Here is a 24,291-nt window from a genome sequence, read left to right on the forward strand (position 1 = left end):
AGTCGTCGGCAGTCGGCAAGACCGTATCGCTCACAACCTGATCACGATGCTGATCAGGATGGAAACGATGATCATCAGAACGAAGAAGGACAGGTCGAGTGCCACGCCCCCGAGACGCAGCGGCGGGATGAGCCGCCGCAGGAGCTTGAGCGGTGGATCGGTGACCGTGTAGGTCGTCTCCAGGACGACCACCATCGGCTTGCCCGGCTGCCATGAACGTGCGAACTGGAAGACGTAGTCCATGACAAGCCGGAAGATCAGCACGATGAGGAAACACATCAACGCGATGTAGACAACACTTTGTGCGACGCCCATCTCTCGCGCTTCCCTCTCCCCTGGCTCTCGTAGCACCGGCCTCTCGGCCGGGTTGTTCCCGGTGTCGTGTTCTCAGCTCTGGTTGAAGAATCCGCCCTCTGCGATGCGGGCCTTGTCCTCCGCCGTGACATCGACGTTAGCAGGCGACAACAGGAACACCTTCTGTGTCACGCGCTCAATGCTGCCATGGAGACCGAAGACGAGTCCCGCGGCAAAGTCGACAAGTCGCTTCGCGTCCGTATCGTCCATCTCCGTGAGATTCATGATCACCGGAGTGCCCTCACGGAAGTGTTCCCCGATGGTACGGGCCTCGTTGTACGTCCTGGGGTGCAGCGTCGTGATCCGGTAGGGCTCGCGCTCGGACACGACCTTGGGCATGATCACCGGTGCGTTCTTCTCCATGTTCGGACGTTCAGGTGTGATGGATGCCACGGGTGCGATCCGGGCGGGTCGCTCACGCTCCGCCGGGATCTGGACCGGCTCCCGCTGCGCCGGCGGCTGGACCGCGCGTACCGGTTCGTCGCGCTCCCGGTCCCGCTCCACCTGATGCGCGGGCTGGTGCCGGCGCCGGTCACGCTCGGGCTCCGGCTCGGGTTCGAATTCGTCGTCGGGGTCGAACCCCGGGCCGTCGTACCCATCGTCCTCCACGAGGCCGAGGTAGACCGCCATCTTGCGCATCGCGCCGGCCATGCTCTGAGTCCTCCGCTCTGTGGTGGATCGGCATCTGTCACCAAGTGCCCGCGATCCACTCCGGCCTCCCCGCCCTGGGCGGTAATGACCATATTTTCTGCTGTGGTCCGACTTCTTGGCGACGTTACCCGAGCCCGGGGCGGACTCCGAGTACCGCAGTACCGACGCGCACATGTGTCGCTCCGGCCGCGATCGCGTCCTCGAGGTCCGCACTCATCCCTGCAGAGACCATGTTCGCAGCCGGATGGTTCCCGCGCAGCCGGGATGAGAATTCCATCAGCCGGTCGAACGCGGCCCGTCGCCGCCCGGCGAAGGGGCCGGCGAGCGGCGCGACGGTCATCAGCCCGTCCAGCCGGAGCCCGGGCGCGGCGGCGACCGCGTCCGCCAACTCCTCGATCCCGTCCGGGGCGACGCCCCCGCGGGCCCCCCGCTCGCCGCTCTCCGCGTCGAGGGCGACCTGGATGAGGCAGCCGAGTTCGCGCTCGCGGCGCCCGGCCGCCGTCGAGAGGGCGGTCACCAGTTTCGTACGGTCCACCGACTGCACGACATCGGCATAACCGGCCACGGAACGAACCTTGTTGGTCTGCAACTGACCGACAAAGTGCCAGGAGAGGGACAGATCCGCACACTCGGCGGCCTTGGGGGCGGCGTCCTGGTCGCGGTTCTCCGCGACCTGACGCACACCGAGTCCGTGCAGAATCCGCACATCGCTCGCGGGGTAGGTCTTGGTGACCACGATCAGGGTCACCTCTTCCCGCTTGCGACCGGCCGCGCGGCAGGCCGAAGCGATCCGCTCCTCCACCCGCGCCAGATTCGCGGCGAGTTGTTCCTTGCGTTCCGTCATGCCCTATCAGTCCAGCCAGACATATCCGGCGAGCCGCCCGGTGGTGCGGTCGCGTCGGTACGAGAAGTGGTCGCCCGATTCCAGGGTGCAGAAGGGCGACGCCTGCCGGTCGGTGACACCGAGCTCCGCCAGCTGGGCGTGCACGCCGCCCGTGACGTCCACCGCCGGGGTGCCCCAGCCGGTCTCGGACCAGGTGCCCGGCACACTCGCGGCGACCTCGTCCCGCATCGCGGCCGGCACCTCGTAGCACCGGCCGCAGACGGCGGGCCCGGTCCGCGCGGTGATGCGGGAGACCTCCGCGCCCAGCCGGACCATGGCCTCGACCGCGGCCGGAACGACCCCGGCGACCAGCCCCGGCCGCCCGGCGTGCGCCGCCGCGACGACGCCGGCCTCCGGGTCCGCGAGCAGGACGGGCGTGCAGTCGGCGGTCAGCACGGCGAGCGCGAGCCCGCGCCGCGCGGTGGCCACCGCGTCGACGGCGGGGATCTCCGCCGCTTCGCCCCAGGGCCCGTCGACCACGGCCACGTCCCGGCCGTGCACCTGGTTCATCCAGACGACCCGCGCCGGGTCGAGCCCCCGGTCGCGCGCGGCCCGCTCGCGGTTGGCCAGAACGGCGGCGGGGTCGTCGCCGACCGCGCCGCCGAGATTGAGCTCCGCGTACGGGGCGGCGCTCACTCCGCCCCACCTGTCGGTGAAGGAGAAGTGAGCGCCGCCCCGCGAGAAGACAGAGACCGTCGGACTCACTGCGTCAAACGGATCTATCACTTCAAGAAGTCCGGTACGTCCAGCTCTTCGGCCTGGGAGTCCGAGTAGGGACGGGCCGGCGGGACGTGCGGCGACGAGACGACCGGCGGAAGGTGGGTCTCACCCGACACCGGAACCGGCTCGGCCTGCACCGGCGGCTCCTCGCGCGGCGGCACCGAACCGAGCCCGCCGGACTGGCGCACCGGCTCGGGCGCGGACCGGACCGGCGTCGGGGCGGGCTCCTCGCGCTTGGCGCTGTTCGCGCCGAGGACGTTCTCCCGCCGGGCCGGCGGCTGTCCGCCGTCGAAGCCCGCCGCGATGACGGTGACCCGCACCTCGTCGCCGAGGGCGTCGTCGATGACCGCGCCGAAGATGATGTTCGCCTCCGGGTGGGCCGCCTCGCTCACCAGCTGGGCGGCCTCGTTGATCTCGAAGAGACCGAGGTCGCTGCCGCCGGAGATGGAGAGCAGGACACCGCGGGCGCCGTCGATGGACGCCTCCAGGAGCGGCGAGGAGATCGCCATCTCCGCCGCGGCCACCGCGCGGTCATCGCCGCGGGCGGAACCGATACCCATGAGCGCGGAACCGGCCTCGGACATGACCGACTTGACGTCGGCGAAGTCGAGGTTGATCAGGCCCGGGGTGGTGATCAGGTCGGTGATGCCCTGGACACCCGAGAGCAGGACCTGATCGGCCGACTTGAACGCGTCGAGCACGCTGACCTGGCGGTCCGAGATGGACAGCAGCCGGTCGTTGGGGATGACGATGAGGGTGTCGACCTCTTCGCGGAGCTCGGCGATGCCGTCCTCCGCCTGATTGGCGCGGCGCCGGCCCTCGAAGGTGAACGGGCGGGTGACCACACCGATCGTCAGGGCGCCGAGCGAGCGCGCGATGTTGGCCACGACGGGTGCGCCACCGGTGCCGGTGCCGCCGCCTTCGCCTGCGGTGACGAAGACCATGTCGGCCCCCTTGAGGACCTCCTCGATCTCCTCACGGTGGTCCTCTGCCGCCTTACGACCGACGGCCGGGTTCGCCCCGGCGCCGAGGCCGCGGGTGAGTTCACGGCCGACGTCGAGCTTGACGTCGGCGTCGCTCATCAACAGGGCTTGCGCATCCGTGTTGATCGCGATGAACTCGACGCCCTTGAGACCGACCTCGATCATTCGGTTGATGGCATTGACACCACCGCCGCCGACACCGATGACCTTGATGACTGCGAGGTAGTTCTGCGGTGCTGCCACGTCGAAGGCCTCTCGCCTCGAGTTACGTGTCGTCGCTTCGCGGTGATCCCGCGGCGACGACGGATGCCGATTGGGACGGTCCGAACGCCGACCCAAACCCTAACGTTCAAGTTTAGGGTTACCAGTGTGTCTGCTTCATGGACTCTTCCGAACAGGACACTAAGTCGACAAGTGGCGCACGTTCAACGAACACGCCGAACCTCCCGTTTTTCTTTTCACCCTATGTGATCACCCGTAGCGCTGACCAACCAGGGTGCTGGCCAGGCCAAATGCGCGTCAACCACCCGACACCGCAGGAGCGGTGGGGGCACTCACGTCGAAGTGCCCCGCTTTGGGCGCGGCCTTCATGAGAGCGGTGAGGACTTTCGCCTTCACCGCTCCCGCTCCACCACTTCCCCACATCACCGTGCGATCCCCGGCGAGTTCCAGGGAGATGGCGTCGTACGAATCGACCCGGACGACCCGCGTGTCCTCCGCGACACCGTCCGGGAGGTCACCCGCGACCCGGACCGCTTCCCGCACCAGCCGGTCGCCGCCGAAGCGGCGCAGGCTCGCGGAACGGCCCGTCGCCACCTCCAGCAGGGGCACACGCCCGGGCGCCTTGTCCACCGTCGCGAACTGCACGCCCTCGTCGTCCACTTCGATGAACTTCTCGCCCTTTTTGACCAAAAGGACCGGCTTTCGCTCGGTCACCTTAAGTCCGATGCCGTGCGGCCATGACCGAACGACATCCACCTCGTCGATACGAGGCAACTTCTGGCGCAACCTCTTCTCGATGGCGCCGGTGTCCACGGAGACGAGCGGGGCGCCCATCGGCACCGCCGCGGCGCGCTCCACCTCGACGGGCGTCAGCACCCGCACGCCGGTGATCCTGACCTGTTCGACCCGCAGCCAGGAGGAGCCGTACAGCGCCCAGACGACGCCGGAGCCGAGCAGCAGCACGACTCCGGCGATCAGGAGCAGCAGCCGGCGGGAGACGCGGCGCCCTTCGGAGCGCGGGCGCGGCGGCCGGTCCGGGGCGTTCTCCTGCTTCCCTGCACCGCGCTGGGCGGTCGTCGGTCCGGCCACGCTCGCTCCTTATGCCGGGTCCGGGAGCCACCGCTCCCGGACCCGTCCGCCTCACGCGTTACGGCGTGCGGCAATCGCCTCGTACACCATGCCGACCAGCAGATCGTCGGCGTCCCGGCGGCCGAACTCGGCGGCGGCCCGGGACATTTCATACAACCGGTGCGGATCGGACAGCACCGGGAGGACGTTGCCCTGCACCCATTCGGGGGTGAGCGCGGCGTCGTCGACCAGCAGTCCGCCGCCGGCGTTGACCACCGGCTGGGCGTTGAGCCGCTGTTCGCCGTTGCCGATGGGCAACGGGACGTAGGCGGCGGGCAGTCCGACGGCGGAGAGTTCGGCGACGGTCATCGCACCCGCGCGGCAGAGCATCATGTCGGCCGCGGCGTACGCGAGATCCATCCGGTCCACGTACGGTACCGGGATGTAGGGGGGCATCCCGGGCATGTTGTCCACGCGCGGCAGTTCGTTCTTCGGCCCGACCACATGCAGGATCTGGATGCCGGAGCGCTGGAGCAGCGGGGCGACGCGCTGCACCACCTCGTTGAGGTGGCGGGCCCCCTGCGAGCCGCCGGAGACCAGCAGCGTCGGCAGGTTGGGATCGAGACCGAACGCCGCGCGCGCCTCGGGCCGGACGCGGGCCCGGTCCAGGGTGGCGATGGTACGGCGGAGCGGGATGCCGATGTAGCGGGCGCCGCGGAGCTTGCTGTCGGGCGTGGAGACGGCGACGCCGTGCGCGTACCGCGAGCCGATCTTGTTGGCCAGGCCGGGGCGGGCGTTGGCCTCGTGGACCACGATCGGGACGCCCGCCCGCTTGGCGGCCAGGTAGCCCGGCAGGGCCACGTAACCGCCGAAGCCGACCACGCAGTCGGCCCTGGTGCGTTCCAGGATCTGCTCCGCGGCCTTGATGGTGCCGCGCAGCCGGCCCGGGACGGTGATGAGTTCGGGGGTGGGCTTGCGCGGCAGCGGTACGGCCGGGATCAGCGCCAGTTCGTACCCCCGCTCGGGTACGAGTCTGGTCTCGAGTCCGCGCTCCGTGCCGAGAGCGGTGATCCCCACGCTCGGGTCCTGCCTGCGCAGGGCGTCCGCGAGGGCAAGCGCGGGCTCGATGTGGCCGGCGGTCCCCCCGCCGGCGAGTACGACATGCACCGAAATTCACCGCTCTCCGGACGAACGCTTCTTGACGCGCCGTCTCATCGTCTTCCATCTCACCCCGGGCCTCCGCACGGCCAGGGCCGCCTTCGCGGCGGGCTCGTCCCGCGCGAACGCGATCAGCAGCCCGACGGCGAACATGGTCGGCAGCAGGGCCGACCCCCCGTAGGAGAACAGCGGGAGCGGGACACCGGCGATCGGCAGCAGGCCGAGCACCGCACCGATGTTGATCACGGCCTGGGCCGTGATCCAGGTGGTCACACCTCCCGCTGCGTACCTCACGAAGGGGTCCTCCGTGCGTCCGGCCACGCGGATACCCGCATAGCCTAGGGCCGCGAAGAGGGCGAGCACCGACAGCGTCCCCGCCAGCCCCAGTTCCTCCCCGGTGATGGCGAAGATGAAGTCAGTGTGGGGTTCGGGCAGTTGGCCCCATTTTTCCACACTCGCACCGAGGCCCGATCCGAACCATCCGCCCGAGGCCAGAGCATAGATTCCGTGCACGGCCTGCCAGCAGGAGCCGCCGGGCCCGGGCTCGCTGGCTCCCATGCAGTCCAGCCTGGACATGCGGTTGGGGCTGGTCTTGATCAGCAGGAAACCGATGAGGCCGGCGGTGGCGAGCACTCCGGCGAACAGCCGGGTGGGCGCACCGGCCAGCCAGAGCAGCCCGAACAGGATGGCCGTGAGAATGATCGCAGTGCCCATGTCGCCGCCGAGCATGATGAGCCCGAGCAGCATGAAGGCGACGGGCACCAGCGGCACCAGCATGTGCTTCCACTGGGTCAGCAGCCGCTTGTCCTGTTTACGGGCGAGCAGGTCGGCCCCCCACAGGACGAGGGCCAGCTTGCCGAACTCGCTGGGCTGGAGCTGGAAGGGCCCGCCCAGGTAGAGCCAGTTGCGGTTGCCGTTGACCGACATCCCTATCCCCGGCACCTGGACCAGGACCATCAGGAAGACGGCGCCCATGAGCAGCGGGTAGGACAGCGCGCGGTGCAGCTTCACCGGCATCCGGGCGGCCAGCGCCATCAGCCCGGCCCCGATCACTGCGGCCAGGAACTGCTTGCGGAAGAAGTAGGTGCCCGGCTTGCCGAGCTCCAGCGCCTTGATCATCGAGGCGGAGTAGACCATCACCAGGCCGAGCACGGTGATCAGCAGTCCGGCGCCCAGGATCACGTAGTACGCCGTCAGCGGGCGGTCCCAGGCCCGTCGCGCCCGCTCGTACAGCCGGCGCGCTCCGCCGCCGCGCGGGCTGCGGGGGCCGGCGGTGCTGCGGGCCCGCACCGACGCGGGCCGCCTGGCCTTGGCAGCGGGCCGTACCCGCACGCTCTCTTCGGCCGGCATGTCCCTGTCCCCTCCACTGCTCGTGCCCGGGGCGCGGCGGCCGGGCCCGTCAGACGCTCTCGGCGGCGCGTGCGCGGACGGCGTCCGCGAATGCCTCGCCCCGCTTGTTGTAGTTGACGAACATGTCCATGGAGGCGCAGGCCGGGGCCATCAGTACGGTGTCTCCCGGCCGGGCGAGCCGTGCGGCTTCGCGGACCGCCTCGGACATCGCCCCAGTGTCGGTCCGGGCGAGGTCGACCACGGGTACCTCGGGGGCGTGTCGCGCGAGGGCTTCGCGGATCAGGGCCCGGTCCGCGCCCATGAGCACGACGCCCCGCAGACGCTTGGCGCAGCCGGTCACCAGCTCGTCGAAGGTGGCGCCCTTGGCCAGGCCGCCGGCGATCCAGACGATGGAGTCGTAGGCGGCGAGCGAGGCTTCGGCGGCGTGCGTGTTGGTGGCCTTGGAGTCGTCCACGTACGCGACCCCGTCCACGTCCGCGACGTGCTCGATGCGGTGCGGGTCGGGGCGGAAGTTCCGCAGCCCGTCGCGGACGGCGGCGGGTTCGACGCCGAAGGCGCGGGCCAGGGCCGCGGCGGCCAGGGCGTTGGCGATGTTGTGCGGGGCCGGCGGATCGACGTCGGCGGTCTCGGCCAGCTCCTGGGCCTGCTTCTGGCGGTTCTTCACGAACGCCCGGTCGACCAGGATGCCGTCCACCACGCCGAGTTGCGAGGGCCCCGGCGTGCCGAGGGTGAAGCCGATGGCGCGGCAGCCCTCCTCGACGTCGGCCTCGCGCACCAGGTCCTCGGTGGCCGGGTCGGCCGCGTTGTAGACGCAGGCGACGCGGTTGCCCTCGTAGATCCGGCCCTTGTCGGCGGCGTACGCCTCCATGGAGCCGTGCCAGTCGAGGTGGTCGGGGGCCAGGTTGAGCACGGCGGCGGAGTGGGCGCGCAGCGAGGGCGCCCAGTGCAGCTGGTAGCTGGAGAGTTCGACGGCGAGCACGTCGTACGTCTCCTCGCCGAGGACGGCGTCCAGCAGGGAGACGCCGATGTTGCCGACGGCGGCGGTGCGCAGCCCGGCGGCCTCCAGGATGGAGGCGAGCATCCGTACGGTCGTGGTCTTGCCGTTGGTTCCGGTGACCGCGAGCCAGGGGGCCGGCTCCCGGCCGTCCTGACCGCGCAGCCGCCAGGCGAGTTCGACGTCGCCCCAGACCGGGACACCCGCGTCGGCGGCCGCGGCGAACAGCGGCTTGCCGGGCTTCCAGCCGGGGGCGGTGACGACGAGTTCCGTGGACGGGGGCAGGGTGTCGCCGTCGCCGAGGCGCACGGTGATGCCCTGCGCCTCCAGCTCGGCCGCCTGGGCGCGGGAGCGCTCGTCGTCGCCGTCGTTGACGACGGTGACGACGGCGCCGAGGCCGTGCAGCACCCGGGCCGCCGGGATTCCGGAGACCCCGAGTCCGGCGACCGTGACGTGCTTGCCCTGCCAGTCCACGTTGCTCACTTCTTGGCTGCCCATCCTGCGTAGAAGAGGCCGAGTCCGACGATCACGCACATGCCCTGGATGATCCAGAAGCGGACCACGACAAGGACTTCGGACCACCCCTTGAGTTCGAAGTGGTGCTGGAGCGGGGCCATGCGGAAGACGCGCTTGCCGGTCATCTTGAACGAGCCGACCTGGATGACGACGGACATCGTGATCATCACGAAGAGGCCGCCGAGGATCGCCATCAGGAACTCGGTGCGGGAGCAGATCGCGAGGCCGGCGAGCGCGCCGCCGAGGGCCAGCGAGCCGGTGTCCCCCATGAAGATCTTGGCTGGCGAGGTGTTCCACCAGAGGAAGCCGAAGCAGGAGCCCATCAGCGCGGAGGCCACGACCGCGAGGTCGAGGGGGTCGCGCACTTCGAAACAGGCGCTCGGGTTCGTGAGGGTGGTGGCGTTGGCGCAGGACTCCTGGAACTGCCAGAGCCCGATGAAGGTGTACGCGCCGAAGACCATCACCGACGCACCGGTGGCCAGGCCGTCCAGACCGTCCGTCAGGTTCACGCCGTTGGACATGGCGAGGATCATGAACAGCGCCCAGACGACGAAGAGCACCGGGCCGATCGACCAGCCGAAGTCCTCGACGAACGACAGCTTGTCGGAGGCCGGGGTGTTGCCGCGGGCGTCGGCGAACTGGAGCGAGAGCACCGCGAAGGCGATCCCGACTATCAGCTGGCCGGCCATCTTCGCCTTGGCCCGCAGACCGAGCGAGCGCTGCTTGACGATCTTGATGTAGTCGTCCAGGAAGCCGACGAGTCCCATGCCGGTCATCAGGAAGAGGACCAGCACCCCGGAGAAGCGCATCTCCTCGCCGGTGATCACCTTCGCCAGGAAGTACGCGATGAGCGTCGCCAGGATGAAGGCGATGCCGCCCATCGTGGGCGTGCCCTTCTTGGACCCGTGGGTACGCGGGCCGTCGTCGCGGATGAACTGCCCGTATCCCTTGCGGGCCAGGAGCTTGATCAGCAGCGGCGTGCCGACCAGGGTCAGGAAGAGCCCGATGGCTCCCGCGAAGAGGATCTGCCTCATCGGCCCGCGACCTCGCCCTCGGTCGCGTTCTCCAGCAGTGCTGTGACGACCTGCTCGAGGCCGACCGACCGGGACGCCTTCACCAGCACCACGTCTCCCGGGCGCAGTTCCCTGCGCAACAGGTCGACGGCAGCCTGTGCGTCGGACACGTGCACCGACTCCTCACCCCACGAACCCTCGTTGTATGCGCCCAGTTGCAGCCAGGAGGCTTCTCTGCCCCCGACCGCGACGAGCTTGCTGACGTTGAGCCGGACGGCGAGCCGTCCGACCGCGTCGTGCTCGGCGAGCGAGGCGTCGCCGAGCTCGGCCATCAGGCCGAGCACCGCCCACGTACGACGCCCCTTCCCCATGGCGGCCAGCGCGCGGAGCGCGGCCTTCATGGATTCGGGGTTGGCGTTGTAGGCGTCATTGACGAACGTCACGCCGTCCGGACGCTCGGTGACCTCCATGCGCCAGCGGGAGAGGGTGCCCGCCTCGGAGAGCCCTTCGGCGATCTCGTCTGCGGACAGGCCCAGCTCATGGGCGACGGCGGCCGCGGCGAGCGCGTTCGACACGTGGTGCTCACCGTACAGGCGCATGGTCACCTCGCTGCACCCGGTGGGTGTGTGGAGGCGGAACGCGGGGCGTCCGTCGTCGGTGAGGTGCACGTCTTCGCCCCGTACGTCCGCATCCGCGCCCTCGCCGAAGAGGACGACGCGGGCCTTGGTACGGGAGGACATGGCGCGTACGAGGGGGTCGTCGGCGTTGAGCACGGCGATGCCGTCCTCGGGGAGCGACTCGACCATCTCGCCCTTGGCCTGGGCGATCTGCTCCTTGCCGCCGAACTCGCCGATGTGCGCGCTGCCGACGTTGAGCACGAGCCCGATGCGCGGCGGGACGAGTCCGGTGAGGTAGCGGATGTCCCCGATGTAGCGGGCGCCCATTTCGAGGACCAGGTGCCGCGTCTCGTCGGTGGCGCGCAGCGCGGTGAGCGGCAGGCCGATCTCGTTGTTGAGGTTGCCCTCCGGGTAGACGGTGGGCCCCTTGCGCTCCAGGAGCTGGGCGATGAGGTCCTTGGTGGAGGTCTTGCCCGCGGAGCCGGTGAGGGCGACGACGGTGGCGCCGAGGCGGCCGACGACGGCGCGGGAGAGCGCGCCGAGGGCGGCCACGACGTCGTCCACGACGATCGCGGGCACGCCGACGGGGCGGGTGGCCAGGACGAGGGCCGCGCCCGCCTCGACGGCGCGCTCGGCGTAGTCGTGGCCGTCGGCCCGTTCGCCGGCGAAGGCGACGAAGAGGCTGCCGGGGGTCACCTTGCGGGAGTCGATGACGACGGGCCCGCTGACGGTTGCCGTCGGATCCGGTATGGCGTGCGTCTGCCCGCCGACGATTTCGGCGATCTCGGCGAGGGAAAGGGCGATCACTTGGTCATCCCTGACTGTTGTTCTCGTGGTGGGAGGCACGGGGTCCGGCGCCTTCGTGCCCCAGGGAGCGCTCGATGGCCTCGCGCAGGACGACCCGGTCGTCGAAGGGGCGGACGACGCCGTGGACGTCCTGGCCCTGCTCGTGGCCCTTGCCGGCGATGAGCACGGTGTCGCCGGGCTCGGCCCGGGCCACCGCGGCGGCGACGGCCGCGGCGCGGTCGGCGTCGACCAGGACGTCGCCGCGCTCGTGGACGGGTACCTCGGCGGCGCCCGCGAGCATGGCGGCGAGGATGCCGAGGGGGTCCTCGGAGCGGGGGTTGTCGGAGGTCAGCACGGCGGTGTCGGCGAGCCGGGCCGCCGCCGCGCCCATCGGGCCGCGCTTGGTGGTGTCGCGGTCGCCGCCGCAGCCGAGGACGATGTGCAGGCGGCCCTTGGTGACCTTGCGCAGGGACCGCAGCACGGACTCGACGGCGTCGGTCTTGTGCGCGTAGTCGACCAGGGCGAGGTAGGGCTGTCCGGCGTCGACGCGCTCCAGCCGGCCCGGCACCCCGGGCACGGTCGCGATGCCGTCCGCCGCAGTCTGCGGGTCGATGCCGGCGGCGGCGAGGGCGACGATCGCGGCCAGGGTGTTGGCGACGTTGAACGGGCCGGGCAGCGGGGCCTTGGCGGCGGCCCGCTCGCCCTCGGGCCCGACGACGGTGAAGGTGGAGCCGAGCTGGCCGACGACGACGTCCTCGGCGCGCCAGTCGGCGTCCGGGTGGCCCTCGGCGGAGAAGGTCGTGATCGGCACCGTCGCCTCGGTGACGAGCCTGCGGCCGTACTCGTCGTCGTAGTTGACGACGCCCTGCCTGCTGCGGCGCGGGGTGAACAGCTGGGCCTTGGCCTGGAAGTAGTCCTCCATGCCGGAGTGGAACTCCATGTGCTCCGGGCTGAGGTTGTTGAAGACGGCGACGTCGAAGACGCAGCCGTCGACCCGGCCGAGGACCAGCGCGTGGCTGGAGACCTCCATGGTCACGGCGTCGGCGCCGCGTTCGCGCATGACGGCGAACAGGGCCTGGAGATCGGTGGCTTCGGGGGTGGTGCGCTCGGACTTGATGCGCTCGTCGCCGATCCGCATCTCCACCGTGCCGATGAGCCCGGTGGCGCGTCCGGCGCCGCGGAAGCCGCCCTCGACCAGGTAGGCGGTGGTGGTCTTGCCGGAGGTGCCGGTGATGCCGACCTGCAGGAGACCGGTGCCGGGGTGGCCGTAGATCTCGGCGGCGAGTTCGCCCATCCGGCCGCGCGGGTCCTCGGTGACCAGGACCGGCACGCCGGTGGCCCGGGCGCGGTCGGCGCCGGAGGGGTCGGTGAGGATGGCCGCGGCGCCGAGGCCGGCCGCCTGGGTGGCGAAGTCGGCGCCGTGCAGGCGGGCGCCCGGCAGGGCCGCGTACAGGTCTCCGGGGCGCACGGCCCGGGAGTCGTGGGTGATGCCGGTGATGTCGCCGGTGCCGGGCGGTTCAAGTCCCAGCCGCTCTGCCAGCGTGACCAGGGAGGTGGGCCGCAGGCGGTCCGGGCGGGGCGCTCCCGGGTAGTTCACAGGCGCGTCCTTCTGGGTCGTTCGGGACTGTTCGGCGTGGGGCACGGCGGTGAGCGTACCGGGCTCACCCGGCCTCTCGCGAAGTGAGGGGCCGGGTGAGCGGAGGTTCTCGTTCCGGTTCCCGGGGTCGGGGGTGATGGTTGTCACTGGTGTCTCCGCGAGTTCACTCGCCGGTTCCGAAGAACACCGGCAGCTTGGCCGGCGCGCGGCCGGACGGGGGAGTCTGAAGCGTCTTGAGGGCGAATTCCATGACCTGCTTGTAAATGGGGCCGCAGGTCTGGCCGCCGAAGTGGCCGCCCTTGGTGGGGTTCTGGATCGCGCAGTAGACGGTGACCTGGGGATCGTCGGCGGGCGCGAATCCGGCGAAGGACGCGGTGTAGCCGTGGTAGCCGCCGCGCACCGGGTCGACGCGGTTGGCGGTACCGGTCTTGCCCGCGACCCGGTAGCCGGGGATCTGGGCCTTGGTGCCGGTGCCCTCCTGGTCGGCGACCACGGATTCGAGCATGGTGGCGAGCGTCTTCGCCGTCTTCTCGCTGACCACACGCGTCTGTTCGGGCGCCTCGGCCGGGGTGAAGCGGCCGTCCGGGCCCCTGGTGCCGCGTACGAGCGTCGGTTCGATGCGTACGCCGCCGTTGGCGATGGTCGAGTAGATCGAGGCGGCCTGCATGGCGTTGAGGGAGAGGCCCTGGCCGAACGGGATCGTGTACTGCTGCGAGGTGGACCAGTCCTCGGGCTTGGCGAGGAGGCCGGCCGTCTCGCCGGGGTAGCCGAGGCCGGTGGGCGATCCGATGCCGAATTTCCTCAGATAGGAGTACAGCACCTTGTTCGCCTCGGCCTGCGTCCTGCCCAGTTCGCCGGTGGCCATGATGGTGCCGATGTTGCTGGACTTGGCGAGTACGCCGTTGAGCGTCAGCTGCCAGGTGGCGTGGTCGACGTCGTCCTTGAACAGGCGGTCGCCCCGGTGCAGCCGGTTGGGGACCGTGACGTGCGTGAGGGGCGTGGCGGCGCCCTCTTCGAGCACCGCGGCCATGGACATCACCTTGCTGGTGGAGCCGGGCTCGTAGACGTCCTGGAGGGCCGCGTTGCCGAGCGAGGCGGCGTCGGCCTGCGAGAGGTCGTTGGGGTCGAAGCCGGGGGCGTTGGCCATGGCGAGGACCTCGCCGGTGCGGGTGTTCTGCACGATGACGTAACCGCGGTCGGCCTTCGACTTCGCCACCTGGTCGGAGATGGCCTTCTGGGCCGCCCACTGGATGTCGCGGTCGATGGTCAGCTCGATGTCGGAGCCGGGGACCGCGGGGACCTCCTTGGTGCCGGCCGTGGGCACCCTGCGGCCGCCGGACTGGGCGTACTTGATGGTGCCGTCCTGGCCCGCGAGCTCCTTGTCGAGCTGGGATTCGAGGCCGCCGGCGCCCTTGCCCCCGGCGTTGACGTAACCCAGTATCCCGGCGGCCAGGGTGCCGTTGGGGTAGACCCGCTTGGTGGTGGCCTCCTGGAAGACGCCCGCCAGCACGTTGGCGCCGGGCCCGCCGGCCGCCTTGTCCTTCGCGGCCTTCTCGGCGAAGGCGGACTTGAGGTCCTTGATCTGCTTCCAGACCTGCGGGGTCTGCCTGCGTGCCAGTACCGCGTACCGGCTCCTGGGCTTGGAGAGCTTCTTGACCAGTCCGTCCGCGTCGACGCCGAGGATCGGCGCGAGCAGGGCGGCGGCCTGCTGGGGGGCGTCGGGCGCCTTGCTGTCGGCCGGCGTGAACATCTTGGGGTCGGCCGTGATGTCGTACGCGTCCACGCTGGTGGCCAGCGCGATGCCGCTGCGGTCGGTGATCTCACCGCGCTCCGCGGCGACCGTGTAGCTCAGGTAGCGGTTCGTCTCGGCCTTCGCGGCGTACGCGTGGGCGTCGACCGCCTGGACCTGGAGGAGCCGTACGACGAACGCGATCATGACGAGCGTCAGCGCGAGGCTGACCAGCCGCAGCCGGGGGCGCGGGCTGCCCAGCCGCAGCGGCCGTCGCGAGCGGGCGCGCTGCGCGGCGGACGGGGGCCGCCGCCGCTGCTGGGGGCGGGGGCGGCCGGACGCCGCGGGGGCGTTACGGGGACGCGCGGGGCCGGGTACCCGGCGGCGCGGCGGTTCCTTGGAGGGCACTGCGTCACCTGCCGGGGCTCGTGGAGGGCTGGGCTGCCGGTGTGCCGGAGGGCGTCGATCCGACGGGCCCGGGCGCCGGGGCGCCGGCGGCCGGGCCGGTGGGGGTGGGGGTGGGGGTGGGGGTCGGCGTGTTCGGCGGGGGCGCGACGGCCGGGGCCGGAGCGGCCTCGGACGGGACGCCCCGGACCTTGCCGTCCGGGTCGAGGAAGGCGGGGCTGCCGCCGGGGACCATGCCGAGTTCACGGGCGCGGCGGGCCAGCGCGTCGGGCTCGGAGGAGGCGTCCACGTCGCGTTGGAGGGCCTGCTCCTCGTCGGTCAGTTCGGTGGTCCGCTTCTTCAGCTCGCTCAGCTCGAAGGAGCCCTCGTTGAGCGCGGAGTTGAGCAGCAGCAGCGTGATCAGGCCGCCGCCGAGGAGCACCACGACCAGCAGGACGAACGGGGTCCGGGCGGCGGTGCTCGGCCCGGCGGGCATCAGCCGGGTGAGCCGTGCGGCGCGCCCTTGTCGCTGCCCGGCCGGTTTGCTCACCGTGCCGCTCCGTCCCCGGCGTGCGCGGCCGCCCGCCGGCTCACCGCTCGTCCTCGCGGATGCGCTGGGCGCCGCGCAGCCGGGCGGGGGCGGCGCGGCGGTTCTCGGCGACCTCCTCCTCGGTGGGGAGTTCGGCGCCCCGGGTCAGGAGCTTCAGCCGGGGCTGGTACCGCTCGGGGACGACGGGCAGGCCGGGCGGTGCGGTGTTGGCGGCGCCCGCCGCGAGGACCTGCTTCACGAGCCGGTCCTCCAGGGACTGGTACGAGAGGACCGCGATGCGCCCGCCGACGGCGAGGGCGGCGACGGCGGCCGGGATGGCCCGTTCCAGGACGGTGAGCTCCCCGTTGACCTCGATGCGCAGGGCCTGGAAGGTGCGCTTGGCGGGGTTGCCTCCGGTGCGCATGGCGGCCTGCGGCAGGGCCTCGCGGATCAGCTCGACGAGCCGGGCGCTGTTGGTGAAGGGCTCCTTCTCGCGCTCGCGCACGACGGCGGAGACGATGCGCTTGGCCTGTTTCTCCTCGCCGTACGCGCGCAGGATGCGCACCAGTTCGCCCGGCGGGTAGGTGTTGAGGACTTCGGCGGCGCTTATGCCGGTCGTCTGGTCCATGCGCATGTCGAGCGGTGCGTCGCGGGCGTAGGCGAAGCCCCGGTCGGACTCGTCCAACTGCATGGAGGAGACACCGAGGTCGAACAGGACGCCCTGCACCTCGGGGATGCCGAGCCTGTCGAGCACCTCGGGCAGTTCGTCGTAGACGGCGTGCACCAGGGTCGCGCGGTCGCCGTAGGGGGCGAGCCGCTCGCCGGAGAGCCGCAGGGCCTCCTTGTCCCGGTCGAGGGCGACCAGCCGGGCGGTGGGGAAGGCGGCGAGCAGCGCCTCGCTGTGGCCGCCGAGGCCGAGGGTGCAGTCGACCACCACGGGGGGCTGCGGGCCGGGGGCCTCCAGAGCCGGTGCCAACAGGTCCAGGCATCGCTGGAGCATCACCGGGACGTGTCGGGTCTGGCTCATGCGCCCTCTCAGGCTCAGCTCCCGGGTGGCGGGACGTACGGCCTGGTCCCCGCCCGCTCGCGAAGGGGAGGTCCGCCGGCGCCGGGGAAGGGGCGTCAGCCGACCGGCGAGCGGGAGAGGGCCGGGCCGTACGTACGCCGCGCACACGGGTGAAAGTTCGAAATGTGCAGGGTGTCGGTAACTTCCCGTCACTTTAGTCCACCCTGCCACCCGATCGATTCCCGATCAATCAACCCGACAGCGCGTCGGCCGTCACGTGTTCACCCGCGCGGGTGACCGGAGCGGGCTTGTGGATTACCTCACAACAAGCACTGTTGACGTTTTTTGTCCGCTTCCCCATCGTCCTGGGGCGGATGGGGAGGACTAACGTCTTGAGCATGTCGACTTCCGCGCACTCCCCCGCCCCCACCGTCACCGATCGCCTGGTCGAGGCGAACAGCCGTTACGCGGCAGAGTTCAAGGACCCCGGCATGGACGCCAAGCCGGTGCTCCAGGTCGCCGTGGTCGCCTGCATGGACGCCCGTCTCGACCTGCACAAGGCTCTCGGTCTCTCGCTGGGCGACTGCCACACCATCCGCAACGCGGGCGGCGTGGTCACCGACGACGTCATCCGGTCGCTGGCGATCAGTCAGCGGGCCCTGGGCACCCGCAGCATCGTCCTGATCCATCACACGGGCTGCGGCATGGAGTCGATCACGGAGGACTTCCGCCAGGAGCTGGAGCACGAGGTCGGTCAGCGGCCGTCCTGGGCCGTCGAGGCGTACACCGACGCCGATCAGGACGTGCGGCAGTCGATGCAGCGGGCCCGCACCTCGCCGTTCCTCAAGCACACCGACGACGTGCGCGGTTTCGTCTTCGACGTGACCACCGGCAAGCTGCGCGAGGTCCTGCCCGTCTCCTGACCGAAGGTCCGCGTGGTGCCGGCCGAGGGGCCGAGAGACACCGGACCGCCACCTTCCGGTGACGAAATCCTCACCCAATCCGACATATCACCCCTGGTTGTCCACAGGCGAGTGACACGAAGCGGTAACGGCAACAAGAATGCCTGAGTGACACCCCGCCGGACCCCGTCCGGCGCGGTGTCCGCAATTCGGGGTGGGCCGGGCCGCATGAGGGCGCCGGCCCGTGACTGGGGAGATCCCCTGCTCCTGGTGAGCGTGGGGCGGGGCCGAGGAGGGCCGGGGTGACGACCTATGACGATCGAGCGAGCCTCACAGATCTGACCACCACCGTCGATCGGGTGCGTGGGTCGATGGAGGCAGTGATCGAGGGCAAGCCCGAGGTCGTGCGGCTTTCGCTGACCGTGCTGCTCGCGGAGGGCCACCTCCTGATCGAGGACGTCCCGGGGGTGGGCAAGACCATGCTGGCCAAGGCGCTGGCCCGGTCCGTCGACTGCTCGGTGCGGCGCATCCAGTTCACGCCCGACCTGCTGCCCTCGGACATCACCGGCGTGTCCATATACGACCAGCAGCGCCGGGACTTCGAGTTCAAGCCCGGCGCGATCTTCGCGCAGGTCGTGATCGGGGACGAGATCAACCGCGCCTCCCCGAAGACCCAGTCCGCGCTCCTGGAGTCGATGGAGGAGCGCCAGGTCACCATCGACGGACACACCTACGAGCTGCCCGAGCCCTTCATGGTCGTGGCGACGCAGAACCCGGTGGAGATGGAGGGCACGTATCCGCTGCCCGAGGCCCAGCGCGACCGATTCATGGCCCGGGTGTCGATCGGCTATCCCAGCGCGGAGGCCGAGCTGCGGATGCTCGACGTGCACGGCGGCCTCTCACCGCTCGACGACCTCCAGCCCGTGGCGCACGCGCACGACATCGTGAAGCTGATCGAGGCGGTACGCGCGGTCCATGTCGCCGAGGCGGTCCGCAGATACGCGGTCCAGCTCGTCGCGGCCACCCGCGGCCACCCCGACCTCCGGCTCGGCGCCTCCCCGCGCGCCACGCTCCACCTGCTGCGCGCCGCCAAGGCGTCCGCCGCGCTGGCCGGCCGCGACTACTGCCTGCCGGACGATGTGCAGGCCCTGGTCGTCCCGGTGCTCGCCCACCGGCTGCTGCCCAACGCGCAGGCCCAGCTCAACCGCCGCACCGCCGAGCAGGTGGTGCGGGAGATCCTTCATCGGACCCCGGTGCCCACGGCCTCCGGCGGTGCCGGCGACCAGGCCCCCGCGTATCCGGCGGGCCAGGCGTACGGCGGAGCCCAGCAGCCCGGCGCGCGGCGTCCGTGATGGCCTCGGCGGGGGCGGTCGCGGTGGACGGCGACGACAAGGGCGGGGTGCGGGCCGCGCTCGGCGGTCTGACGACGCGGGGGCGGTCCTTCCTCGCGGCCGGGATCGCGGCGGCGGTCTGCGCCTACGCGCTGGGCCAGGGCGACCTGCTGCGGGTCGGGCTGCTGCTCGCCGTGCTGCCGCTGGTCTCCGTGGCAGTGCTCTACCGCACCCGCTACCGGGTCACGGGCACCCGCAGGCTCTCCCCGTCGCGCGTCCCGGCCGGCTCCGAGGCCCGCGTCCACCTGCGCATGGACAACGTCTCGCGGCTGCCCACGGGACTGCTGATGCTCCAGGACCGGGTGCCGTACGTGCTCGGGCCGAGGCCCCGGTTCGTGCTGGACCGGGTGGAGGCGGGCGGGCGCCGCGAGGTGTCCTACCGGGTCCGGTCCGACCTGCGCGGGCGCTACCCGCTCGGCCCGCTGCAACTGCGGCTGAGCGACCCCTTCGGCATGTGCGAGCTGACCCGCTCGTTCAGTGCCTACGACACCCTGGTCGTGGTCCCCCGCACCGAACCGCTGCCCCCCGTACCGCTGGCCGGTGAGTCCTCCGGATACGGCGAGGGGCGCCAGCGGTCCCTGGCGCTGGCCGGTGACGACGACGTGATCCCGCGCGGTTACCGCTACGGGGACGATCTGCGCCGGGTCCACTGGCGTTCCACCGCGCGCTACGGCGAGCTGATGGTGCGCCGCGAGGAGCAGCCGCAGCGCGCCCGGTGCACGGTCCTGCTGGACACCCGCCGGACCGCCTACCGCGGGACGGGGCCGGACTCCGCGTTCGAGTGGGCGGTCTCCGGGGCGGCGTCCGCCTTGGTGCACATGCTGGAGCGGGGCTTCGCGGTCCGGCTGCTGACGGACTCGGGGAACGCGGTGCCGGGCGAGGGCGAGGGCGGTTTCGCCGGCGCCACCCAGGCCACCGCAGGCGCGGCGGGGCTGATGCTGGACACCCTCGCCGAGATCGAGCACTCCGACGGCGGGGGCCTGTCCCGCGCCCACGACGTACTGCGCGGGGGCGGCGAGGGACTGCTGATCGCCTTCCTCGGCGACCTGGACGAGGAACAGACCGCAATGGCCGCCCGGATGCGGCAGCGCAGTGGCGGGGCCGTGGCCTTCGTCCTGGACAGCGCCGCCTGGGTGAACGGCGAGTCGCCCGCCACCCGGGAGGCGTCGGAGCGGCGGCTGCGGCTGCTGCGCGAGGCGGGGTGGACGGTGGTGCCGGTGGAGCCCGGCGCGCGGCTGGCCGAGCTGTGGCAGCTGGCGGGCCGGCACGCAGCGGTGGCCGGGGCCGGCGGAGCGGCCGGTCCGGCGGGTTTCGGGGGTTGGGCATGAGGGGGCGGTCATGAGCAGCCGGGGCCGGCTGGCGCTGGCCGCCTTCGCGGCGACGCTGATGGCGTCCTCTTCGATGCTGCCGCTGGTGGACCCGTTCAGCTGGATCGTGCAGGCGGCGTTCCTGCTGGCCGTGCAGTGCGGGGTGGGCGTGCTGGGCCGCCGGGTGCCGTTGCCCCGGCTGCTGACGGCCGCCGCCCAGGCGCTGGTCATGGTGGCGCTGCTGACCGTGGCGTTCGCCCGGGAGCAGGCGGTGGCGGGTGTGCTGCCCGGGCCGCAGGCTCTGCGGCAGCTCGCGGACCTGCTGACGGCCGGCGGGGAAGACGTCGGGCGGTACGCGATTCCGGCGCCGGCGACCCCCGGCATCCGGCTGATGCTGGTGGGCGGTGTCCTGCTGGTCGGTCTGGTGGTGGACACGCTGGCGGTGACGTTCCGCAGCGCGGCGCCCGCCGGGCTGCCCCTGCTGGCGCTGTACTCGGTGGCCGCCGGGCTGGCGGAGGGCGGCGCGAGCTGGCTCTGGTTCCTCCTGGCCGCCTGCGGCTACCTGCTGCTCCTGCTGGCCGAGGGGCGCGACCGGCTCTCCCAGTGGGGCCGGGTCTTCGCCGGGGCCGCGCGGCCCCGGGACGGTTCGGCCGGCGGGCTCGACACCTCGGGCGGCGGCCGGGCGCTCGCCCCGGTACGCACGGGGCGCCGGATCGGGGCGGTGGCCCTCGGTATCGCGCTGGTCGTGCCCGCGGCGCTGCCGGCGCTCGACGGCGGCCTGCTGGCCGGTACGGGCGGCGGAAGCGGCAGGGGGGGCGGGGGCGGCACGATCTCCGCGGTGAATCCGCTGGTCTCGCTCCAGGACAACCTCAACCAGCCGGAGAACCGGCAGGTGATGTCGTACCGCACCGACGCGAGCAGCCCGGCCGACTTCTATCTGCGCATCCTGGCCCTGGACCAGTTCAACGGAAACGAGTGGCGCGCCTCGACGCGCCGGCTCCAGGACGTGCCCAAGCGGTTGCCGACTCCGGCCGGCCTCTCCTCGTCCGTCCCGGTCACGGAGATCAGGACGACCGTCTCGGCGTCGGCCTCCTACAAGCAGACGTATCTGCCGCTGCCCTATCCGGCGTCCGAGGTGCGGGTCGGCGGCCGGTGGCGCTTCGAGCCCGAGGGACGCACCCTCGTCGGTGACGACGGGGAGACCACCGGCGGTGCGCAGTACACCGTGACCAGTCTCGACGTGCAGCCGACGTCCGACCAGCTGGCCCGCTCGGGCGCGGTGCCGACGGATTTGCTGCGCGAGTACACGCAGGTGCCCGATTCGCTCCCGGCCGTGGTCGCGCGGACGGCCGACGAGGTCACCAAGGGGGCGGCGAACTCCTACGAGCGCGCGGTGAAGCTCCAGGACTACTTCTCCACCGACGGCGGGTTCACCTACGACACCTCCGTCGACTCCGGTACGGGCAGCGCGGCGATCGCCCGCTTCCTGAAGGACAAGCAGGGCTTCTGCGTCCACTTCTCGTTCACGATGGCGGCGATGGCCCGGACGCTGGGCATCCCGGCCCGGGTCGCGGTGGGCTTCACACCGGGCAGCGCGCAGGCGGACGGTTCGTACTCGGTGGGTCTGCGCGACGCGCACGCCTGGCCCGAGCTGTACTTCGAGGGCATCGGCTGGACGCGCTTCGAGCCGACGCCGACACGGGGCTCCGTCCCGTCGTACACCCTGCCCGACGCGCCGTCCGGTGACACGGCGGACCCGGCCCGGCCGGAGGCGGACGCCTCGGCACCGGTCGCGGCCACGCCGTCCGCGTCGGAGAGCTGCCCGGTGCAGATGCGCAGGCAGGGTGAGTGCGGCCAGTCGGCGGCGCCCGGTGCCGGCGCGCCGGCGGACCCGGGGACACCGGCCGGCACGGTGCTGGGCGTGGCGGCCGCGGTGGTGCTCGTCCTGGTGCTGCCCCTGCTGCCGATGTTCTGGCGGTTGCGGGCGCGGGCCCGCCGTCTGGGTTCCTCGGGCGGCCGCACCCCCGCCGACGCGACCGCGCGGACGCTGGCGGTGTGGCGGGAGGTCACCGACACGGCGTGGGACCACGGCATTCCCCCGGACGAGGCGCTGACCCCGCGCCGGGCGGCCGAGCGGCTGGTGCGCCTGGGCCGGCTCGACACGGAGGCGGCGGACGCGGTGCACCGGGTCGCGGGTGCGGTCGAGCAGGTGCTCTACGCCCGCGAGCCGCGCCCGGCGCCGGGCCTGGCCGAGGACGCGCGGGCGGTGCGGACCGGTCTGGGCCTGTCGGCCGGCCGCCCGGCCCGCCTCCGCGCGCTCCTCGCCCCCCGCTCGTCCGTACGGGTGGCCTGGGCCCTCTCGAAGCGCCGGACAGCCCTGGCCGCCCGCTTCCGCCTGCCACCCCGCCCGTCCTGGGCCCGCCGCCCGACCCGCCAGGAGAGCTGAGGGGCCGCCCTCGGCCGGTCCGGGGTGGGGCGGGTGCGCCGGCGACCTTGGGCCACCGGCCCCGGGTCGGACGCCCCGCGCCCGGTCCACGCCGCGCCCCGTCCGGCACCGCATCGGTGCCGGACGCCCCGGACGCGGCACTAGTGCCCCGGCATGCATGAAGGGGCGGCCGCGTGCGGCCGCCCCTTCAGCTGAAGCGTCTGTGAACTGCTGTTCCGGACTACTGTCCCTGCTCGTCGCGGCGGCGTTGCCACCGTTGTTCGATCCGGTTCATCACGGACCGGCGCTGCCGGGACTGCCTGCGGTCACCCGCGCCACCGGTGCGCACCGACTGCTGTTCGCCCGGCTTGGGCGCGTTGCGCCATGCCGTGACCGCGAGCACCGCGCAGCCCAGCATGACGAGGAAGCCCACCACGCTGACCCAGGTCAGCCGGGCGACCATTCCGCCCATGAGGAGCGCGATACCCACCAGAAAGCCAGCGACCGCCTGGTAGACCCGTCGCCGGGTGTACGTACGCAGCTTGCTTCCCTCGAGCGCTGTCGCGAACTTGGGATCTTCGGCGTACAGCGCTCGCTCCATTTGCTCGAGCATTCGCTGCTCGTGCTCCGAGAGCGGCACGGAGTCCTCCTCGTCGTCGGCCGCGGGGGGCGGCCGGTATGCGGCCCTTCCAGGATAGGCAGGGAATCGCCCCCGTGAAACCCGCCCTCATTGCGAAACAGCCAGTCCGGGCCGCCACGACGGCTCAGCTGCTGAGTTGATTCCCCAACCTCCGATCCGTCATGCCGGATGGTGTCCCCCGATCATACGGGGCCGGAGCGCCGAACGGGGCTGTCGGTGCGTACTCCGTCTGCCGCTGCGTCGCTGATCAGCCGCGCTCCCGCCGGTAACCCCCGGGGGGTCAGCCCCGCTTGGTGCCCAGGACGTGCAGCTGGGTGGCCACGGAGTGGAAGGCGGGGAGTTCGGCGGCGGCGGCCTCCAGCCGGAGCAGGGCCTCCATCGCGCCCGGCTCGGTGTCCACCAGGACCCCGGGGACGAGGTCGGCGAAGACCCGGACCCCGTGCACGGCGCCCACCTCGACGTCGGCGGCCGTGACCAGCTCGGCCAGCTGCTCGGCCGTGTACCGCCGGGGCACCGGGTCCCCGTCGCCCCAGCGGCCCTGCGGGTCGCCCAGCGCGTGCCGCGCCTCGTTGAAGTGGCCGGCGAGGGCGCGGGCCAGGACGGCACCGCCGAGTCCGGCGGCGAGCAGGCTCAGCGCCCCGGCCGGACGGAGGGCCTCCACCGCGTGCCGTACGCCCTCGGCGGGGTCGTCCACGTACTCCAGGACGCCGTGGCAGAGCACCGCGTCGTAGCCCCCGCGCTCCACCACGTCGAACAGGCCCAGGATGTCGCCCTGCACCCCGCGCACCCGGTCGGCGACCCCGGCCTCGGCGGCGCGGCGCTCCAGCGCGAAGAGCGCGTTGGGGCTGGGGTCGACCACGGTGACCCGGTGGCCGAGACGGGCGGCGGGCACGGCGAAGTTACCCGTGCCGCCGCCGGTGTCCAGCACGTCCAGGGCGTCCCGGCCGGTCGCCTTGACCCGGCGGTCGAGGGCGTCCTTCAGGACCTCCCAGACCACGGCGGTACGGAGGGAGGCACGGGGGCGCAGCGGGTCCGACACGGCAGTTGACTCCTCGGCACGGGCCGC

The 24,291-nt window shown here is 72.0% G+C and carries 21 protein-coding genes; 4 read left to right on the forward strand and 17 right to left on the reverse strand.

The window, feature by feature from the left end:
* Positions 1 to 30: 30 nt before the first annotated feature.
* The 15 genes from ACLQ2N_RS19610 to rsmH all read right to left on the reverse strand — a co-directional run bounded on the left by ACLQ2N_RS19610 (position 31) and on the right by rsmH (position 16,581).
* Positions 31 to 315, reverse strand: a complete 285-nt coding sequence (locus ACLQ2N_RS19610) for a YggT family protein (protein WP_164399221.1) — start codon at positions 313 to 315, stop codon at positions 31 to 33.
* Positions 316 to 387: 72 nt separating this feature from the next.
* Positions 388 to 1,005, reverse strand: a complete 618-nt coding sequence (locus ACLQ2N_RS19615; RefSeq protein ID WP_018104459.1) for a cell division protein SepF — start codon at positions 1,003 to 1,005, stop codon at positions 388 to 390.
* 124 nt (positions 1,006 to 1,129) lie between these two features.
* Positions 1,130 to 1,849: a YggS family pyridoxal phosphate-dependent enzyme gene (locus ACLQ2N_RS19620; RefSeq protein ID WP_425814692.1), complete on the reverse strand. Its 720-nt coding sequence runs from the start codon at positions 1,847 to 1,849 to the stop codon at positions 1,130 to 1,132.
* 6 nt (positions 1,850 to 1,855) lie between these two features.
* Positions 1,856 to 2,593: a peptidoglycan editing factor PgeF gene (gene pgeF / locus ACLQ2N_RS19625; RefSeq protein WP_425814694.1), complete on the reverse strand. Its 738-nt coding sequence runs from the start codon at positions 2,591 to 2,593 to the stop codon at positions 1,856 to 1,858.
* A gap of 17 nt (positions 2,594 to 2,610) precedes the next feature.
* On the reverse strand, positions 2,611 to 3,834 hold the full coding sequence (gene ftsZ, locus ACLQ2N_RS19630; protein WP_425814696.1) for a cell division protein FtsZ: 1,224 nt from the start codon (positions 3,832 to 3,834) through the stop codon (positions 2,611 to 2,613).
* Positions 3,835 to 4,110: 276 nt separating this feature from the next.
* Positions 4,111 to 4,902 (reverse strand): cell division protein FtsQ/DivIB, encoded by a 792-nt coding sequence (locus ACLQ2N_RS19635; RefSeq protein ID WP_425814698.1) that lies wholly within the window; start codon positions 4,900 to 4,902, stop codon positions 4,111 to 4,113.
* A gap of 51 nt (positions 4,903 to 4,953) precedes the next feature.
* Positions 4,954 to 6,048, reverse strand: coding sequence for an undecaprenyldiphospho-muramoylpentapeptide beta-N-acetylglucosaminyltransferase (gene murG / locus ACLQ2N_RS19640; protein ID WP_018104454.1), 1,095 nt, complete (start codon positions 6,046 to 6,048; stop codon positions 4,954 to 4,956).
* A 6-nt stretch (positions 6,049 to 6,054) separates the two neighbouring features.
* Complete coding sequence (gene ftsW / locus ACLQ2N_RS19645; protein WP_425814700.1) at positions 6,055 to 7,389, reverse strand: putative lipid II flippase FtsW; 1,335 nt, start codon at positions 7,387 to 7,389, stop codon at positions 6,055 to 6,057.
* Between the two features lie 49 nt (positions 7,390 to 7,438).
* On the reverse strand, positions 7,439 to 8,866 hold the full coding sequence (gene murD / locus ACLQ2N_RS19650; protein ID WP_425815033.1) for a UDP-N-acetylmuramoyl-L-alanine--D-glutamate ligase: 1,428 nt from the start codon (positions 8,864 to 8,866) through the stop codon (positions 7,439 to 7,441).
* Positions 8,863 to 9,933: a phospho-N-acetylmuramoyl-pentapeptide-transferase gene (gene mraY / locus ACLQ2N_RS19655; protein WP_143622512.1), complete on the reverse strand. Its 1,071-nt coding sequence runs from the start codon at positions 9,931 to 9,933 to the stop codon at positions 8,863 to 8,865. Before mraY ends, murD begins: the two co-directional genes overlap by 4 nt.
* Entirely contained in the window at positions 9,930 to 11,336 is a 1,407-nt protein-coding gene (locus ACLQ2N_RS19660) for a UDP-N-acetylmuramoyl-tripeptide--D-alanyl-D-alanine ligase (RefSeq protein ID WP_425814703.1), read from the reverse strand. The genes mraY and ACLQ2N_RS19660 overlap by 4 nt, the downstream gene beginning before the upstream one ends.
* A gap of 4 nt (positions 11,337 to 11,340) precedes the next feature.
* A complete protein-coding gene (locus tag ACLQ2N_RS19665) occupies positions 11,341 to 13,059 on the reverse strand; it encodes a UDP-N-acetylmuramoyl-L-alanyl-D-glutamate--2,6-diaminopimelate ligase (protein WP_425814705.1) in 1,719 nt (572 codons plus the stop codon).
* Positions 13,060 to 13,075: 16 nt separating this feature from the next.
* Positions 13,076 to 15,049, reverse strand: a complete 1,974-nt coding sequence (locus tag ACLQ2N_RS19670; protein ID WP_425814707.1) for a peptidoglycan D,D-transpeptidase FtsI family protein — start codon at positions 15,047 to 15,049, stop codon at positions 13,076 to 13,078.
* 4 nt (positions 15,050 to 15,053) lie between these two features.
* Positions 15,054 to 15,521 (reverse strand): FtsB family cell division protein, encoded by a 468-nt coding sequence (locus tag ACLQ2N_RS19675; protein WP_425815035.1) that lies wholly within the window; start codon positions 15,519 to 15,521, stop codon positions 15,054 to 15,056.
* Between the two features lie 94 nt (positions 15,522 to 15,615).
* Positions 15,616 to 16,581: a 16S rRNA (cytosine(1402)-N(4))-methyltransferase RsmH gene (rsmH, locus tag ACLQ2N_RS19680; protein ID WP_425814711.1), complete on the reverse strand. Its 966-nt coding sequence runs from the start codon at positions 16,579 to 16,581 to the stop codon at positions 15,616 to 15,618.
* 377 nt (positions 16,582 to 16,958) lie between these two features.
* Between rsmH and ACLQ2N_RS19685 the strand changes: the two genes are divergently transcribed.
* The 4 genes from ACLQ2N_RS19685 (at position 16,959) to ACLQ2N_RS19700 (ending at position 22,606) form a co-directional block, all read left to right on the forward strand.
* On the forward strand, positions 16,959 to 17,483 hold the full coding sequence (locus ACLQ2N_RS19685) for a beta-class carbonic anhydrase (RefSeq protein ID WP_425814713.1): 525 nt from the start codon (positions 16,959 to 16,961) through the stop codon (positions 17,481 to 17,483).
* A 281-nt stretch (positions 17,484 to 17,764) separates the two neighbouring features.
* Positions 17,765 to 18,814, forward strand: coding sequence for an AAA family ATPase (locus tag ACLQ2N_RS19690; RefSeq protein WP_425814715.1), 1,050 nt, complete (start codon positions 17,765 to 17,767; stop codon positions 18,812 to 18,814).
* A complete protein-coding gene (locus tag ACLQ2N_RS19695; protein ID WP_425814717.1) occupies positions 18,814 to 20,181 on the forward strand; it encodes a DUF58 domain-containing protein in 1,368 nt (455 codons plus the stop codon). Before ACLQ2N_RS19690 ends, ACLQ2N_RS19695 begins: the two co-directional genes overlap by 1 nt.
* Before the next feature lie 10 nt (positions 20,182 to 20,191).
* A complete protein-coding gene (locus ACLQ2N_RS19700) occupies positions 20,192 to 22,606 on the forward strand; it encodes a transglutaminase TgpA family protein (protein WP_425814719.1) in 2,415 nt (804 codons plus the stop codon).
* Between the two features lie 220 nt (positions 22,607 to 22,826).
* On the opposite strand, the gene ACLQ2N_RS19705 is transcribed toward ACLQ2N_RS19700, so the two are convergent.
* Positions 22,827 to 23,225: a DUF3040 domain-containing protein gene (locus ACLQ2N_RS19705; RefSeq protein WP_383298541.1), complete on the reverse strand. Its 399-nt coding sequence runs from the start codon at positions 23,223 to 23,225 to the stop codon at positions 22,827 to 22,829.
* Between the two features lie 280 nt (positions 23,226 to 23,505).
* Positions 23,506 to 24,264, reverse strand: coding sequence for a class I SAM-dependent methyltransferase (locus ACLQ2N_RS19710; protein ID WP_425814721.1), 759 nt, complete (start codon positions 24,262 to 24,264; stop codon positions 23,506 to 23,508).
* Between the last annotated feature and the right edge of the window lie 27 nt (positions 24,265 to 24,291).

The sequence above is a fragment of the Streptomyces sp. DT224 genome, assembly GCF_049844595.1.
Lineage (GTDB): Bacteria > Actinomycetota > Actinomycetes > Streptomycetales > Streptomycetaceae > Streptomyces.